This window comes from Streptomyces sp. NPDC002851, assembly GCF_053591935.1.
The window spans coordinates 102,146-117,155 of sequence record NZ_JBSFUT010000021.1; the positions used below are offsets into that span (position 1 = coordinate 102,146).

The 15,010-nt window shown below is 70.8% G+C and carries 10 protein-coding genes; 5 read left to right on the forward strand and 5 right to left on the reverse strand.

Annotated features, from left to right (window positions below; translation table 11 throughout):
• Nucleotides 1-52 precede the first annotated feature (52 nt).
• Nucleotides 53-1,423: a BNR repeat-containing protein gene (locus tag ACWD10_RS22620; protein ID WP_451093704.1), complete on the reverse strand. Its 1,371-nt coding sequence runs from the start codon at nt 1,421-1,423 to the stop codon at nt 53-55.
• 7 nt (nt 1,424-1,430) lie between these two features.
• Entirely contained in the window at nt 1,431-1,751 is a 321-nt protein-coding gene (locus ACWD10_RS22625) for an L-rhamnose mutarotase (RefSeq protein WP_451093706.1), read from the reverse strand.
• A gap of 241 nt (nt 1,752-1,992) precedes the next feature.
• Here ACWD10_RS22625 and rhaI point away from each other — a divergent pair, with 241 nt between their 5' ends.
• From rhaI to ACWD10_RS22640, 3 genes are all read left to right on the forward strand, one after another.
• Entirely contained in the window at nt 1,993-3,189 is a 1,197-nt protein-coding gene (gene rhaI / locus ACWD10_RS22630; protein ID WP_451093708.1) for an L-rhamnose isomerase, read from the forward strand.
• 129 nt (nt 3,190-3,318) lie between these two features.
• Nucleotides 3,319-5,382, forward strand: coding sequence for a bifunctional aldolase/short-chain dehydrogenase (locus tag ACWD10_RS22635; RefSeq protein ID WP_451093710.1), 2,064 nt, complete (start codon nt 3,319-3,321; stop codon nt 5,380-5,382).
• Nucleotides 5,379-6,854, forward strand: coding sequence for a rhamnulokinase (locus ACWD10_RS22640; RefSeq protein ID WP_451093712.1), 1,476 nt, complete (start codon nt 5,379-5,381; stop codon nt 6,852-6,854). Before ACWD10_RS22635 ends, ACWD10_RS22640 begins: the two co-directional genes overlap by 4 nt.
• A gap of 19 nt (nt 6,855-6,873) precedes the next feature.
• Here the strand turns inward: ACWD10_RS22640 and ACWD10_RS22645 are convergent, their stop codons facing one another.
• On the reverse strand, nt 6,874-8,943 hold the full coding sequence (locus ACWD10_RS22645; protein WP_451093763.1) for a pectinesterase family protein: 2,070 nt from the start codon (nt 8,941-8,943) through the stop codon (nt 6,874-6,876).
• 213 nt (nt 8,944-9,156) lie between these two features.
• Between ACWD10_RS22645 and ACWD10_RS22650 the strand changes: the two genes are divergently transcribed.
• Complete coding sequence (locus ACWD10_RS22650) at nt 9,157-10,008, forward strand: GH12 family glycosyl hydrolase domain-containing protein (RefSeq protein WP_451093714.1); 852 nt, start codon at nt 9,157-9,159, stop codon at nt 10,006-10,008.
• Between the two features lie 48 nt (nt 10,009-10,056).
• The gene (locus ACWD10_RS22655; RefSeq protein WP_451093716.1) at nt 10,057-11,049 is read left to right on the forward strand and encodes a pectate lyase family protein; all 993 of its coding nucleotides are present in this window, start codon (nt 10,057-10,059) and stop codon (nt 11,047-11,049) included.
• 54 nt (nt 11,050-11,103) lie between these two features.
• Here the strand turns inward: ACWD10_RS22655 and ACWD10_RS22660 are convergent, their stop codons facing one another.
• Both ACWD10_RS22660 and ACWD10_RS22665 read right to left on the reverse strand, forming a co-directional pair.
• On the reverse strand, nt 11,104-12,153 hold the full coding sequence (locus tag ACWD10_RS22660; protein WP_451093718.1) for a rhamnogalacturonan acetylesterase: 1,050 nt from the start codon (nt 12,151-12,153) through the stop codon (nt 11,104-11,106).
• Complete coding sequence (locus ACWD10_RS22665; protein ID WP_451093720.1) at nt 12,150-14,903, reverse strand: exo-rhamnogalacturonan lyase family protein; 2,754 nt, start codon at nt 14,901-14,903, stop codon at nt 12,150-12,152. The genes ACWD10_RS22660 and ACWD10_RS22665 overlap by 4 nt, the downstream gene beginning before the upstream one ends.
• Nucleotides 14,904-15,010: the final 107 nt, after the last annotated feature.

A 15,010-nucleotide genomic window follows, 5' to 3' on the forward strand; every position in this document is an offset into this window, starting at 1 on the left:
CCCCGAGCCGGTACGCGCGCAGCTTATCCGTTCGATCGAACGTGCCCCGGCCTCAGGTGGGGAGCCGGAAGTCGGCGACGCACAGCGGTGACGGGACCGTTCCGTGGGACTTCTCCTGGTACATGAACGACAGGACGCCGTCCTGCGCGATCCGCGTCTCGTCGACGACGACCTCGCCGAAGGCGTTCAGGCCGGTGCCGGTGCCGGTGCCGTCGTACAGCAGGGTCCAGTCCGTGTACGCCGAGACCTTCGAGGCGGCGGCGATCCGGCCGAACGGCAGGATGGCGTACGCGTTGTCGTGGGCGTCAAGAACCAGCTTGGTGCGCGCGCTGGAGTGTGGCGGGACCGGAATCCCGGTCTTCCGCCAGCCGCCCGAGGCCGTCTTGCGGAGGTGGAAGGCGCGGCCGTGGGCGGTGCGGTCGGCGACGTAGTCGGACGTCCTGCGGGAAGAACGGCCGGGGACGTGGCCGGGGACGTGGCTGATGATCGCGTGCGGCAGGCCGGTCGAGTCGATGAACTGGCTCTCCTGGTTCATCAGGGAGTGGTCCGGGCCGAGCGGATCCACCACCAGGCCGGGACCGGTGACGGCGACGCGTTCGGCGCCTCCGGTGGTGCCGACGACGGTGCCCGCGTCGTTCCGCCAGGTGCGGCCGCGGTCGTCCGAGTGGACGTACCCCGTGTCGTGGTTGGTGAGGGCGCCGCCGTGGCTGGCCACGGCGGGGTTCTGCTCGCGCCAGGTGAAGCAGGCGTGCAACCGGCCGCGCGGGTCGTAGTTGATGCCGTGCAGATACATATTGCGGGCTGTCGACGAGCCGTGCTCAGTGGCGTACGTGCCGGTGGAGCTGGTCCACTCCCCCAGGGCGGTCCACCGCGAACCGTCGTACTCCGCGAGGGCGTTACGGCCGTCGCCGGAGATCCCGGAGCGGTAGCTGAGCTGTAGCCCGCCCTCGGGGGTGGGCAGGAACTGCGGATAGGTGAACCGCGGGGTGAGCGTCAGGCCGTCGAGCGTCGGCCGCGGCGGCTCGAAGCAGGACGCCGTGAAGGCGGCGCGGCCGGGCGGGTCGGTCACGAGCCCGGGCCGCGACTTGACGTAGGTGAAGCCGTCGCTGTGGGAGTCCATGTGCAGGTGCAGTCGGCCGTCGGTCGCGGAGACGCCCATGGAGATGACGTTGTGCGAGTCGTCGTACCGCAGGGTGTGCCCGAGCCGGACGGTCTGCCAGGCGCCGGAGCCGAGGGCGCGGCGCGCGACGACGGCGGTGCGGTCGGTGGTGTACCAGCAGGCGTACTGGTGGCCGTGGGAGGTCAACAGCCCGTGTTTCTGGAAGGAGTTGGTGTTGACGAGGCCGTCGTACGAGACGAAGTAGAGGGCTTGCCGGTCGAGGGTGGTGATGCCGTTGGGGGCAACACTCGGCAGGACACTCACAGGACACTCATGCGAGGTGGAAGATCTCGGTGAGCGGCTTCATCGCCTCGTCCGGCCGTTCCCCGTCGAGGGACTCGAAGAGCGGGGCCATCTCGGCCTGCCAGCGGGCGTTGACCTCGGTGGCCGCCATGGCGGCCCGGGCCGCCTCGAAGTCCTCGGTCTCCAGGTAGCCGACGAGCAGACCGTCGTCGCGCAGGAAGAGCGTGTAGTTGTGCCAGCCGGTGGCCGAGAGCGCCGCGCGCAGCTCCGGCCATACGGCGGCGTGGCGCTCGCGGTATTCGGCGATCCGGTCCTGGCGGACCTTGAGGAGAAAACAGACGCGTCGCATGAAGCTCCCGCCCGGAGGCACCACGCCACCATGAAAGGTTTCAGTATCAACGGCCGACGCTAGAGGGCGTGCTGATGTCACGTCAATGGCCTTGCGGGGAGCGGGCTTCGAGGGCCCACCACCTCTTCGCTCGAGGTCTTGACACGCCTCCGGCAGCCTCCTAGCGTCCGCACCGTGCAGTCATGAATCGATTCACAAAGGTGCAGGAAGAGACAACAGGAAGAGACACGGGAGCCGCCAAGTGACCGAGCTCGCCGCGGTGAAGGCCGCGCTCAAGGCCCAGACCGTCGAGACGCCGTCGTGGGCGTACGGAAACTCGGGCACCCGCTTCAAGGTGTTCGCGCAGCAGGGCGTGCCCCGTACACCGCGCGAGAAGGTGGACGACGCGGCGCAGGTGCACGCGTTCACCGGTGTCGCGCCGACGGTCGCCCTGCACATCCCGTGGGACCGGGTCGACAGCGACGGCGGGCCGGGCGGGCCGGGCGGCTTCGACGGCTACGCGGAGTTGGCGAAGTACGCCGAGGCGCGTGGCGTACGCCTGGGCGCGATCAACTCCAACACCTTCCAGGACGACGCGTACAGACTGGGCAGCATCTGCCACTCGGACGCGGCGGTGCGGCGCAAGGCGCTCGGCCATCTCCTGGAGTGCGTCGACATCATGGACGCGACGGGGTCGAGGGACCTCAAGCTGTGGTTCGCGGACGGCACCAACTACCCCGGGCAGGACGACATCCGGGCCCGTCAGGACCGGCTCGCCGAGGGCCTGGCCGAGGTCTACGCGCGGCTCGGTGACGGACAGCGGATGCTCCTGGAGTACAAGTTCTTCGAGCCGGCCTTCTACACGACGGACGTGCCGGACTGGGGCACCGCCTACGCCCACTGCCTCAAGCTCGGCCCGAAGGCCCAGGTCGTGGTGGACACCGGGCACCATGCGCCGGGCACCAACATCGAGTTCATCGTGGCGCTGCTGCTGCGCGAGGGGCGGCTCGGCGGGTTCGACTTCAACTCCCGGTTCTACGCCGACGACGACCTGATGGTGGGCGCGGCGGATCCGTTCCAGCTGTTCCGGATCATGTCCGAGGTGGTACGCGGGGGCGGGCTCACGCCGGACGTCGCGTTCATGCTCGACCAGTGCCACAACATCGAGCCGAAGATTCCCGCGCTGATCCGCTCGGTGATGAATGTCCAAGAGGCCACCGCCAAGGCCCTGTTGGTCGACCGCGAGGCGCTCGCCGCCGCCCAGCGGGACGGTGATGTGCTCGGCGCCAACGCCGTCCTGATGGACGCGTACCACACCGACGTACGCCCGCTGCTCCGCGAGGTCCGCGCCGAAATGGGCCTGGATCCGGACCCGGTCGCCGCGTACAGCCGTTCCGGCTGGGGTCAGCGGATCGTGGCGGAGCGGGTCGGTGGGGAGCAGGCCGGGTGGGGGGCCTAGCCGTGTCACGTGTCGGTGCCGTCGGCTCGGGTGCCGTCACCTGGGGGCCGCGCCCCCAGACCCCGCTTTTGTCGCGCTGAACGCGCTCGTCCTCAAACGCCGGACGGGCTTATTGAGGGAAGGACCTCCATGGCACCCACCACCCACCCCGCCGTAGCCGCCCTGCTCGCGCGTGCGCGCCGCCTCGGCGCCGACCCCCGTAACACCAACTACGCCGGGGGCAACGCCTCCGCGAAGGGCGTCGACATCGACCCCGTGACCGGCGGGGATGTCGAGTTGATGTGGGTGAAGGGGTCCGGGGGCGACCTCGGCACGCTCACCGAGGCGGGGCTCTCCGTGCTGCGTCTGGACCGGCTGCGGGCGCTCAAGGGCGTGTACGCGGGGGTGGAGCGGGAGGACGAGATGGTGGCCGCGTTCGACCACTGTCTGCACGGCAAGGGCTGGTTGCCCGGCGGAGACGGCACGGCGCCGTCCATCGATACGGCCATGCACGGGCTCGTGGACGCCCCGCACGTCGACCATCTGCACCCGGACTCCGGGATCGCGCTCGCCTGCGCCGCCGACGGCGAGAAGCTGACCGCGGAGTGCTTCGGTGACCGGGTGGTGTGGGTGCCGTGGCGGCGGCCCGGGTTCCAGCTCGGGCTCGACATCGCGGCGGTCAAGGAGGCCCATCCGCTGGCGATCGGCTGTGTGCTCGGCGGGCACGGCATCACCGCCTGGGGCGACACCGCCGAGGAGTGCGAGGCGCACTCGCTGCACATCATCCACACCGCCGAGGCGTTCCTCGCCGAGCGCGGCAAGGCCGAGCCGTTCGGTCCGGTCATCGAGGGATACACGGCCCTGGGCGCGGCCCAGCGCCGGGCGCGGGCCGCCGAACTCGCCCCGGTCATCCGGGGGTTGGCGGCCACGGACCGGCCTCAGGTCGGGCACTTCGACGACTCCGGAACCGTCCTCGACTTCCTGGCGAGCGCCGAGCACCCGCGCCTGGCCGCGCTCGGCACCTCGTGCCCGGACCACTTTCTCCGTACGAAGGTGCGCCCGCTCGTCCTCGACCTGCCGCCCACCGCCGAACTCGACGCCGTAGTGGCCCGGTTGCGGGAGCTGCATGCCGAGTACCGCGAGGAATACGCGGCGTACTACGCGCGGCATGCGACGCCGGACTCGCCCCCGATGCGCGGCGCGGACCCGGCGATCGTGCTCGTCCCCGGTGTCGGCATGTTCTCGTTCGGCAAGGACAAGCAGGCCGCGCGGGTCGCGGGCGAGTTCTACGTCAACGCGATCAACGTGATGCGGGGCGCCGAGGCGGTGTCGACGTATGCGCCCATCGAGGAGTCGGAGAAGTTCCGTATCGAGTACTGGGAGTTGGAGGAGGCCAAGCTGCGCCGCATGCCGCAGCCGAAGCCGCTCGCGACGCGCGTGGCGCTGGTGACGGGCGCGGGCAGCGGCATCGGCCGGGCCATCGCGCACCGGCTCGCGGCGGAGGGCGCGTGCGTCGTGGTCGCCGACATCAACGCCGAGGGGGCGGCGGCGGTCGCCGAGGAGCTCGGCGGGCCGGACCGGGCCGTGCCGATCAGCGTCGACGTCACGTCCGAGGAGCAGGTCGCGGCGGCGTTCCAGGCCGCGGCGCTCGCCTTCGGCGGGGTCGACCTGGTCGTCAACAACGCGGGCATCTCCGTCTCCAGGCCGCTGCTCGAGACGACGGCCGAGGACTGGGACCGCCAGCACGCCATCATGGCGCGCGGCTCCTTCCTCGTGTCGCGGGAGGCGGCGCGGGTCATGCGGGCACAGGACATGGGCGGCGACGTCGTCTACATCACCTCCAAGAACGCCGTGTTCGCGGGCCCCAACAACGTCGCGTACGGCGCCGCCAAGGCCGACCAGGCGCATCAAGTACGGCTGCTCGCCGCCGAGTTGGGTGCATACGGCATCCGCGTCAACGGCATCAACCCGGACGGGGTGGTGCGCGGCTCCGGCATCTTCGCGGGCGGCTGGGGGGCGCAGCGCGCGGCGACGTACGGCATCGAGGAGGAGAAGCTGGGCGAGTTCTACGCGCAGCGGACCCTGCTGAAGCGCGAGGTGCTTCCGGAGCATGTGGCGAACGCCGTGTTCGCGCTGACCGGCGGCGACCTGACGCACACGACGGGGCTGCACATCCCGGTCGACGCGGGTGTGGCGGCCGCGTTCCTGCGATGACGGCGGGACAAGCGGGGACCAACTACGCCGCCGTGGACCTCGGCGCGTCCAGCGGGCGCGTCATGGTCGGCCGGGTCGGCCGGGTCGGCCCCGGCATCCTGGAGCTGACCGAGGCGCATCGCTTCCCCAACCGGCCGGTGCGCGTACCGGAAGGACTGCGCTGGGACATCCTCGGGCTGTACGCGGGGATCCTCGACGGCCTGCGGGCGGCGGGGGCCGCGACGGGCGGGCGGCTCGCCTCCATAGGGATCGACAGCTGGGCCGTGGACTACGGGCTGCTCGACGCGGACGGGGCGCTGCTCGGCAACCCGGTGCACTACCGCGACGGCCGTACGGAGGGGATCGCGGAGCAGGTATGGGCCACGGTGCCCAGGTCCGAGCTGTATGCGGCGACCGGGCTCCAGTACGCGCCGTTCAACACGCTGTATCAGCTGACAGCGGCCCGAACCTCGGCCCAACTGCCTTACGCAGACCACCTGTTACTCATCCCCGACCTCATCACGTACTGGCTCACGGGCGAGGCGGGCACCGAGCTGACCAACGCGTCCACCACCCAGCTGATCGACCCCCGGACCCGCGACTGGTCGTACGGCATCGCCGCCCGGCTCGGCATCGACCTGAGCCTGTTCGCGCCGCTGCGGCACCCCGGCGATCCGGCGGGCGTGCTGCGGCCCGCGGTGCGGGCGGAGACCGGCCTGGCGGGAGCGGTGCCGGTCACCACGGTCGCCTCGCACGACACGGCGTCGGCGGTGGCGGCCGTGCCCGCCGAGGGCGAGCGGTTCGCGTACATCTGCACCGGCACTTGGTCGTTGGCGGGCCTTGAGCTGGACGCGCCGATCCTGACGGAGGAGAGCCGGGCCGCGAACTTCACCAATGAGCTGGGCCTGGACGGCACGGTCCGTTATCTGCGGAACATCATGGGCCTGTGGCTGCTCCAGGAGTGCGTGCGGGCCTGGGGCGGCCCGGACCTGGGCGGGCTGCTTCGCGAGGCGGCCGGGGTGCCCGCGCTGCGGTCGGTGGTGGACGCGGGCGACGCGGCGTTCCTGGCGCCGGGGCGGATGCCGGAGCGGATCGCGGACGCCTGTCGTGCCTCCGGTCAGCCGGTGCCCGGGTCCCCCGCCGAGGTCACGCGCTGCGTCCTCGACTCGCTGGCGCTCGCCCACCGCGGGGCGGTCCGGGACGCGCAGCGGCTCGCCGGGCGCGCGGTGGACGTCGTGCATGTCGTCGGGGGCGGCGCCCGGAACGAGCTCCTTTGCCGGCTGACCGCCGACGCCTGCGGTCTGCCGGTGGTGGCGGGGCCCACGGAGGCCGCCGCCCTGGGGAACGTCCTGGTCCAGGCCCGGGCGGGCGGGCAGGTCGGCGGGCTCGCCGAGATGCGGCACCTCGTATCACGTACACAGGAGTTGAGGCGGTACGAGCCGAGGGGCGAGGCGGCGCGGTGGGGTGAGGCGGAGGCCCGCCTCACCCCGTGACCGGCCGGGGCCGGGGTCCTCAGGAGGACGGGTTCCAGTCCCCCAGCCAGTCCGCCGCCTCCTGCTCGGCGGCCTCGGCGTCGCTCAGGTGCGGGCGGTCCTCGGTCTCCGGGCCCGCGCCGGGGCCGGTGTTGCGGTACTCGGCGAAGCGGTCGTCCTTCCAGGAGAAGCCGCCCATGTCGGTCCAGGGCGTGGACTTCACGGCCGCGCTGAGCGTCGTATCGCGGACCGTGGTCTGCGGGTCGAGCGACGCGTCGCCGCCCGCGTGCCAGGGACGGCCCAGGTAGAAGGTTCCGTCCGACACCTCACCGGTCACGGTCGACCCGGTGATGAGGAAGCCCTTGCGCCCGGCGGCCGTGCTGGGTGCCGTGATGTATCCGGCCGACGTACCGTTCCAGCGCTTCTTCAGGGCGATCACCGAACGGTCGATGACCGCCGTGGCGCGACCGAAGATGAAGTCCACGTTCCCCGTGATGTGGGAGTTCGTGACACGGACCCTGCCGAGCCGCTCCTTGGCGGCGGTGTCGAGGAGCAGCGTGTCCTGGTCACCGGTGACGATCACGCCGTCGAGGAGGATCTTGTCGGCCGCGGTGCGCAGGGCGACCGCCTGCTGGTCCTTGATGTCCTGGTTGGCGGCCTCGTCGAAGTCATTGGAGAACGTCAGATTGCGGGCCTGGAAGTCGTCGGCCTCGACCGCGACGGTGGCACTGCCGCTGGTGCCGTACGTGCCGCCGCCCGGCTTGGGCGTGCCGGAAGCGTTGTCGAAGACGATGACGGTGTCCTTGCGGCTGCCGCCCATGCCCTGGAACGTGATGTGCCGCTTGTCCGCCGGGACCTTCACGGCTTCGCGGTACGTGCCCGGGGCGATCTCGATGACGACGCGCTCGGAGTTCCCGGCGGGCACGGCGTCGACGGCCTGCTGCACGGTGGCGTACTGGCCGTCCTTGCCGACGGTGAGGGTGGTGTCGGCGGCCTGGACCGGATGGTCGGAGCTGCGGCCTGGTGATCGCTGCGGCCCCGCCCCCGACTTGAGCAGCCCGGGCACGGCCTTGGCCTTGTCGAGCCGGTACGCGTAGAACTCCTTCGGGTCGAAGGCGTCCCCGCCGCTCTCATTGCGCCCGCTGGTGTTCTCGAAGACGTTGCCGCGCTGCACGAGTTCGGCGGTGTCGTCCTTGATGACCGGGTTGGCGGTGCCGTCGAAGTAGCTGTTCTCCAGGACCATCTTGGTGGCGCCGCGCGCCCAGTTGCCGTACGACGTGGTGATGTCGGTGCCGGGCTCGTCCTCCAGGTAGTTGTTGTAGAGGTGGGCGTGGGCCGCGTTGTCGGTGGACGGGTTGCGCTGTTCGGACTCGCGGAACCAGTTGTGGTGGATGGTCAGGTCCGCGGTGACGTTCTCGGTCCAGCCGATGCCGAAGGTCTTGTTGTTGGTGCTCAGCTTGTTCCAGGACACGGTGACGTTGGTGGTGTCCTTACGGCTGTCGATCAGGCCGTCCGCCATGTGGCGGAGGTCGTTGTGGTCGATCCAGACGTGGTGGGCGCCGTCCATCTGGATGGCGTCCCAGTCGTGCTCCTTGTCGTTCCAGATGCCCGCGTACGAGTCCCGGATCGTCAGGTTCCGGATGATCACGTTGTGCACGCCCTCGCCGAGGAAGAAGCCGCCCCCGACAATCTCACCCGCCGACCCGGCCTCGGTGCTCCCGACGATGGTCTTGTCCGAGGCGACCTTGATCTCCTTGCCCTTCGGGTCCATGGTGATCGCGCCCGCGACGACGATGGTGTACGGCGCCTCGGCGGTGGCGTACTTCTCAAGCTCCGCCAGGGTCCGCACGGTCACGGTCTCGCCGTCACGGCCGCCGTACGTCCCGTCCTGCCCCAGCGCGTCGACGGACGCGAACCCGTCGGCCGCCTCCTCGGCCCAGGCCGCCGCGTCCCCCACGGCGGCCGCCTCCGCCCCGGCCCCGCCGCCGAACACCCCGGAGTCCGTCCCGTAGACGAACACCCCGGAGGCAAGCAGCGCCAACGGCAGACCGGCGGCGAGCGCGGTGCGCCTTCTGCGGTGCCGGGCTGACTTGTTGCGGTTCTCGGTCACGGTCACGGTCAATCCATTCCGTACGGGTGAACTCCTCGATGTCGTCGGGGAGTTGCCGCCTGGGGGCGGAAGGTTGCCGGTCGCCGCGGGTTCGGGCGGCGCATGCCCAGGCTCCGGAACCACCCGGCAACCTTCCCGTGCCGTGCGGCAACCCACATGCGTACAACCACCCCCCCCCACACACCGACACCCCCCACACCGAAAGGCACCCCCATGCCTACGCCCCCGAAGCCGCCTCCGAAGCCACCCGGCGAGCACCGTCGCCGCAGACTCGGCACACCCGCGAGGACCGCGCTCGCGTGCTGTGTGGCGCTGGCCGCCGCCGCGAGCATGACCGTGGCGAACGCCGCGACGGAGACCGGCTCCGTGGCCGAGGCGAAGGTCTGTGAGGCCTTCGGGACGATCACGCTGGGCAAGTACTACGTCAACAACAACCTCTGGGGGCAGGACAGCGGTACCGGCACCCAGTGCGTGTGGGACACCGCGCACGACGGCGACACCATCGGCTGGGGCACGGAGTACTCCTGGTCCGGGACCGACAACGACGTGAAGTCCTTCGCCAGTTCGGTACTCGGCTGGCACTGGGGCTGGAAGGTCGACCAGGCGAGCACCGAGCTGCCCGTCAAGGTCGGCGACCACAAGGACGTCAACACGTCCTGGGACTTCGACGTCAGCGCGGACCCCGGCACCATGAACGTCGCCTACGACCTGTGGCTGCACACCAAGTCCGACGTCGACTGGCAGGACCAGCCGAGCGACGAGGTCATGGTGTGGCTCAACCGGCAAGGCGGCGCGGGCCCGCTCGGCGAGAAGGTCGCCACCGTCAGCCTGGGCGGGGCCTCGTGGGACCTGTACGAGGGCGACATCGGCTGGAAGGTCCATTCGTTCGTACGGACCGAGAACACCACGTCCACCGCTCTCGACCTCGACGACTTCCTCGCCGAGCTGGTACGCCGCGGGCTGCTGTCCGACGCGAAGTACCTGACCGGGGTCGAGGCCGGAACCGAGGTCTTCAAGGGCACCGGGCGGGTCGACACCGGCGCCTACTCCGTCGACGTCAACTGATCCCCACCTCCTGAACCCCAACTCCCCCAACACGAACGGAGATCCCCCATGCGCAGGACGAGCGCGGCACGACACGGCCGCGGCAGCCGCAAGACCCTGACGGCGGCCGCCGCCGCGGTGACCGCCGGTGCCGCCCTGGCGGCCCTCGGCACCGCGTACGCCACCTCGGCGCCGCAGGAGCAGGCCGCCAAGGCGGCCGCCGCCGAGCCCATCGGGTACGGTGCCGGAACCACCGGCGGCGCGGGCGGCGAGACCGTCACCGTCTCGGACGCCGGTGCGTTCACCGAGGCCGTGCAGCAGGACGGGCCCCTGGTGGTGCAGGTCGACGGGACCATCGAGCTGAGCGAGATGACGAAGGTCGCCGCCGACAAGACCGTGGTGGGCGTGGGCACCGCCGGGAAGATCACGGGCAGCGGACTCAATGTGAGCGGCGTGCAGAACGTGATCATCCAGAACCTGACGCTCAGCGGCTCCAACGACGACGCCATCAACGTCCAGGAGTCGTCGAAGGTCTGGCTCGACCACAACGACATCTCCGGGGCGAAGGACGGCGGCCTCGACATCAAGCGCGGCTCCACCGACATCACCGTGTCCTGGAACCACGCGCACGACCAGGACAAGAACATGCTGCTCGGGCACTCCGACGACAACGGCGACCAGGACACCGGCAAGCTGCGGGTGACGTACGACCACAACTGGTTCGACGGCACGAACCAGCGCAACCCGCGGGTCCGCTTCGGCAACCCGGTGCACGTCGTGAACAACTACTTCAGCAACGTCGGCTCGTACGGTGTCGCGTCCACGATGGACGCGGGCGTGCTCGTCGAGGCGAACTACTTCGAGAACACCGAGGACCCGTTCCACGTCGGTGAGGGCGACTCCGGACCGGGCTCGCTCGTGGCCAAGGACAACCACCTGGAGAACTCGGGCGAGGGCCAGACCGGCGGCGACGTCGAGGCCATCCCGTACGAGTACACCCCGGAAGCGGCGACGAGCGTCAAGGACTCCGTCACCGCGGGTGCGGGCGTCGGCAAGCTCTGACGACGCCCGCACCCGGCTGAGGGACCTAAGGGTTCAGAGGGACCTAAGGGTTCATCAGCCCAGAAGCCCCTGTTCGGCCAGCTCCGCTCGTACGAGCGTCGCGAACTCGGTGGCACCCCGCACGGACGTGTGGGTGTTGTCACCGAGTTCCGTCATCAGGTACAGCGGCTTGGAGTCCTCCGGGCCGAGCTCCTCGACCCGGTCCTTGGACAGGGCCGTGAGGTCGATCAGGGGGACGCCCAACTCGGCGGCCAGGGCGCGCATTTCGGCCGGAAGGTCGACGCCCTGGCCGTTGATGTGCAGGGCAACCCCGTTGTTCAGGGTGCCGTCGGAGTTGAACCAGCGGCGCACCAGCGGGGTCACCAGGACCGGGCGGCCGCCGCGGGCCCGCACGCGCTCGACCATGTCGGTCAGGTGCGTGCGGTAGTCCGCGGCGGTCGTCTGCTTATCGTTGTGCCCGAACTGGAAGAGCACCGTGTCGCCCTCCGCGACCCGGTGCTCCAGCGCCGCGAACAGCGCCGGGTGGGAGCGGAACGACCCGGAACTCTCCCCCGAGTCGGCGTAGTTGGCGACGGCCACACCGCTGCCGTAGTGCTGTGGCAGCAGCTGCCCCCAGCCCGAGTACGGAGCCACCGCCTGATCGCTCACCGTCGAGTCGCCGGCCAGGAACAGCGTGCGCGTCCGCGGCGCCGGGCGGACGTCGATATCCGCGAGCCGGGGTGCCGCCCCGCCGAACCGCAGGTCGAGCCCCGGGCTTCCGCCCGGCCCGGTCGGCTCGCCCTCCGGCTCCCGCACGTCGACGGTGACGGCCCGGCGTACCGTCTCACCGGCCGCCGTCGCCGTCTCGGGGAGCAGTGCCCTGCGGGCCTCGGCGGTGAGGTCCGTACGCCCGGCCTCCGCGCCGCCGAGCCGGACCGTGATGTCGTACGTGCCCGGGGGCAGGTCGTAATGGCAGACGACCGGGGCGGTGCCGGTGCAGGCGGCCGACGGGGCAGGGCGGGAGCCGTTGTCCGGCGCCGCGGGCGCCGTAGCCGTCGCCGTTCCCGTGGGGAGCGTGCAGCCTGCCACGACACAGGCGGCCGCGAGAAGTACAGCTCGTCTCATCGCGCCGCACCACCGGGCATCCGGTCGCCCACCAGGGCGAGGTTCTGGATCGCGGCGAGGCCGAACAGGGCGGTTTCGTTGGTGTTGATGCGCGGATTCTCGTGGCCGGGCTCCAGGGTCGCTGGGCCCTCGATCTCCGTCATCGACCACTCGAAGGCCCGGGTGTAGCCGTCGCTGTCGTAGAACTTCTGCCAGGCGCGGGCGGCCAGTTCGGCGTCGTCGGTGTGCGCGGCGGCGTAGGCGTCCATGCGGGAGTGGCCCTGGAAGAGCAGCAGAGTGCCGAAGTCACTGCCGTAGCGCTCGCGTTGCTGCGCCTTCGTGGCGTTGAAGTAGCGGCAGTAGTCGAGCCAGGCCGCCTCGAAGTCCGGCTCCTCGATCAGATCGATCAACTCGGCGCACATCTCGACCAGACCGAACATGGCCGACAGATGCGAGACCTCCACCTTGGGTTTCTCCGCCACCGCGAAGTGCCCGGTGTCGAGGTCGTACAGGCCGCTGCCCTGCACGAAGCCGTTGGGCTGCGCGCCGATGGTGGCCATGGTGGAGCGCAGCCGGGCCTCGGCCTTCTTCGCCTTGGGGCCGCGGCGCTCCCACTCGGTGAGCCAGGCCGCGGCAAGGCCGCTCCAGTCGGTGCCGAAGCCGATGGACAGGGCATGCGGGTCCGGCTCGTACGGCTCGGTGCGGATCTTGCGCAGCGGGTCGATGGCGAGGAACGTCTCGTCGGAGTCGACGAGCGCGTGCATCAGGTCGCCGACGCGCTCGTCCGCGGTGAGGAAGTAGTAGGGGCGCCGGTAGACGGCGGTCGAGATGCGCTGCTGTTTCGCGCTGTCCGCGAAGTGCTGCACACCGTGCCGGGTGCCGAGCCCGGCCCACTTGCCCAGGTGGTAGACGTCGACCTCGCCGGTATGCCGGGTCATGGCCTCGGCGAAGCGGAAGATGTCGGCCCGGCCCGAGCGCAGATACGCGTACCAGAGCCACAGGTCGGGCGAGAGCTCGGAGTTGTCCCAGGCGTAGCCGCCGACGTCGTACCGCCACTGGTGCCGGTCCGGGTCATACGTGTGCATGATGTCGCCGTAGTCCCAGAAGCCGTACCAGCGGCGCTGCTCGACCTGGTCCTTGTAGTACGTGAAGAGCCGGTCGAGCTGGTCCTCGATCTTGGCCTTGGCGGCGTCCCCGCGGTCGACGGGGCTGAAGAGACCGCCGAAGACCCCGGCCCGGGCCATGTCGCGGGCGGATGCGGCAAGTTGGGGTGGTCGCGAGGCCGCCTGCGCCTGGGCGAGCAGCTCGTCCGCGCTGGGGGTGGCGGCATTCGCCCAGAACATCAACTCGCTGGTGCGGGCGATGCCGTACGGGGTGCCGAAGCCGGGCTCGTAGTCCTCGTAGGTGATGTTGAGCCCTTCGAGCTGCTCGGGATAGCTGTCCTGGCCCATGCCGTCGTGGTAGAAGCGCAGGTCCATGGGACGGGCCTCGGGCGACCAGAGCCAGAGCGTGACCTCGGCGGCGTCACCGGCCGCACCCCGGATGTCCAGCTGGGCGGGGTGCTTCTGCCAGAAGTCCCGCAGCCCGAAGGAGAGTCCACCGCTCACTCCGCCGACGTACCCGAAGCCCCGCGCACGATGCCCGCCACCCGCGGCGATCCACCCGTGGCCGGGCTTGGTCCGCTTACGCAGCGAGAACCCGTCGGCCGACAGCTGTGCGAGCGTGTAGTCGCCCCAGGTCGGCACGTACTGAAGACGGCTTGTGACCCGCTGGTCCCAGGTCGACGGGTCGGGCAGCTTCTCGCCCTTGACCTGCGCCGCGCGGACGGCGGCACCGGGGTCGCGACGCAGCCCCGTGATCCCCTGCACGGCCTCGGTGAGGAAACCCTTGCCCTCACCCGCGAGACGGATATGGCGGTCGTACGGCTTGTCGCGCAGCGGCACGCTGAAGCGGACGCCGAGCCCCCGGATGAAGTCGCCTTCTCGCCCGCGGGCGGGCTGCTCCCCGTCGTACGTCATGGTGTGCACCATGCGGAAGGACTCGCCCCCCGCGTAGAAGTAGAGCCGGATGACGAAAGGCAGCCAACTGCGCCCGCCCTTGCGATGCTTGCCGTCGATCCGGACCACCGCACGGACCGGCCCGTGCTGCTCGACCTTCGCACCGCTGGTATCACCGTCGAACCGTTCCCAGCGCTCCGAGCCCTGATCGTCCTCGTCCGGGGTGCCCTGGCGGAGCAGCACGAGCCGACCGTCGGTGGCGATGGGGGTGCGCCCCCGGACCACGGATGCGACGATCCGTCCACCGTCCTTGGGGATCACGGCCTTGATGACGCCCGTGTCGACGGTGATGGTCCCGGCGGTCTGACTGACGGTGACGCGCTCCTGCGGCTCGGCGGCCGTCCCAGCGGCCAACGTAAACGCGTCGGCGTCCGCGGCCGCCGTGCCGGTGCCCACCGCGTGGGCGGTCCACTTCAGCGTGCCGTCGGGCCAGTAGGCGGTGGGCCAGGTCTGTACGGGCACCTCCTTGCCGTCGGCGGTCGTGAGCCGGAAGCCGGTGTCGCCGGGGTGCGTCCCCTTGGGCCAGGGAACGCCGAAGGTCGAGCCCGGGGCGGCGCCGAGACGGCCGTCCTCCAGCCAGGAGACGGTGACGGGTTCGGCGGCGGGCGGTTGGGCGGCGGCAGCCTCGGGTGCGGACGAGCCGAAGGGCACGGCGGCGCCTACGGCGGTGGCGGTGGCGGCCTTGAGCAGAGTTCTCCGCGGTACAGAGGACATACGACTCCTAGGGATCCGATCCAGCCCGTCCGGGACTTGAGGACGGGGCCAACTACCAGCCCGTCCGGCGTTTGAGGACGAGCGCGTACAGCGCGACAAAGCGGGGG

Coding starts and splice junctions, on each gene's coding strand:
- ACWD10_RS22625 (WP_451093706.1), bottom strand. CDS start 1,751: ATGCGACGCGTCTGTTTTCTCCTCAAGGTCCGCCAGGACCGGATCGCC.
- ACWD10_RS22635 (WP_451093710.1), top strand. CDS start 3,319: ATGGCACCCACCACCCACCCCGCCGTAGCCGCCCTGCTCGCGCGTGCG.
- ACWD10_RS22640 (WP_451093712.1), top strand. CDS start 5,379: ATGACGGCGGGACAAGCGGGGACCAACTACGCCGCCGTGGACCTCGGC.
- ACWD10_RS22650 (WP_451093714.1), top strand. CDS start 9,157: ATGCCTACGCCCCCGAAGCCGCCTCCGAAGCCACCCGGCGAGCACCGT.
- ACWD10_RS22655 (WP_451093716.1), top strand. CDS start 10,057: ATGCGCAGGACGAGCGCGGCACGACACGGCCGCGGCAGCCGCAAGACC.
- ACWD10_RS22660 (WP_451093718.1), bottom strand. CDS start 12,153: ATGAGACGAGCTGTACTTCTCGCGGCCGCCTGTGTCGTGGCAGGCTGC.
- ACWD10_RS22665 (WP_451093720.1), bottom strand. CDS start 14,903: ATGTCCTCTGTACCGCGGAGAACTCTGCTCAAGGCCGCCACCGCCACC.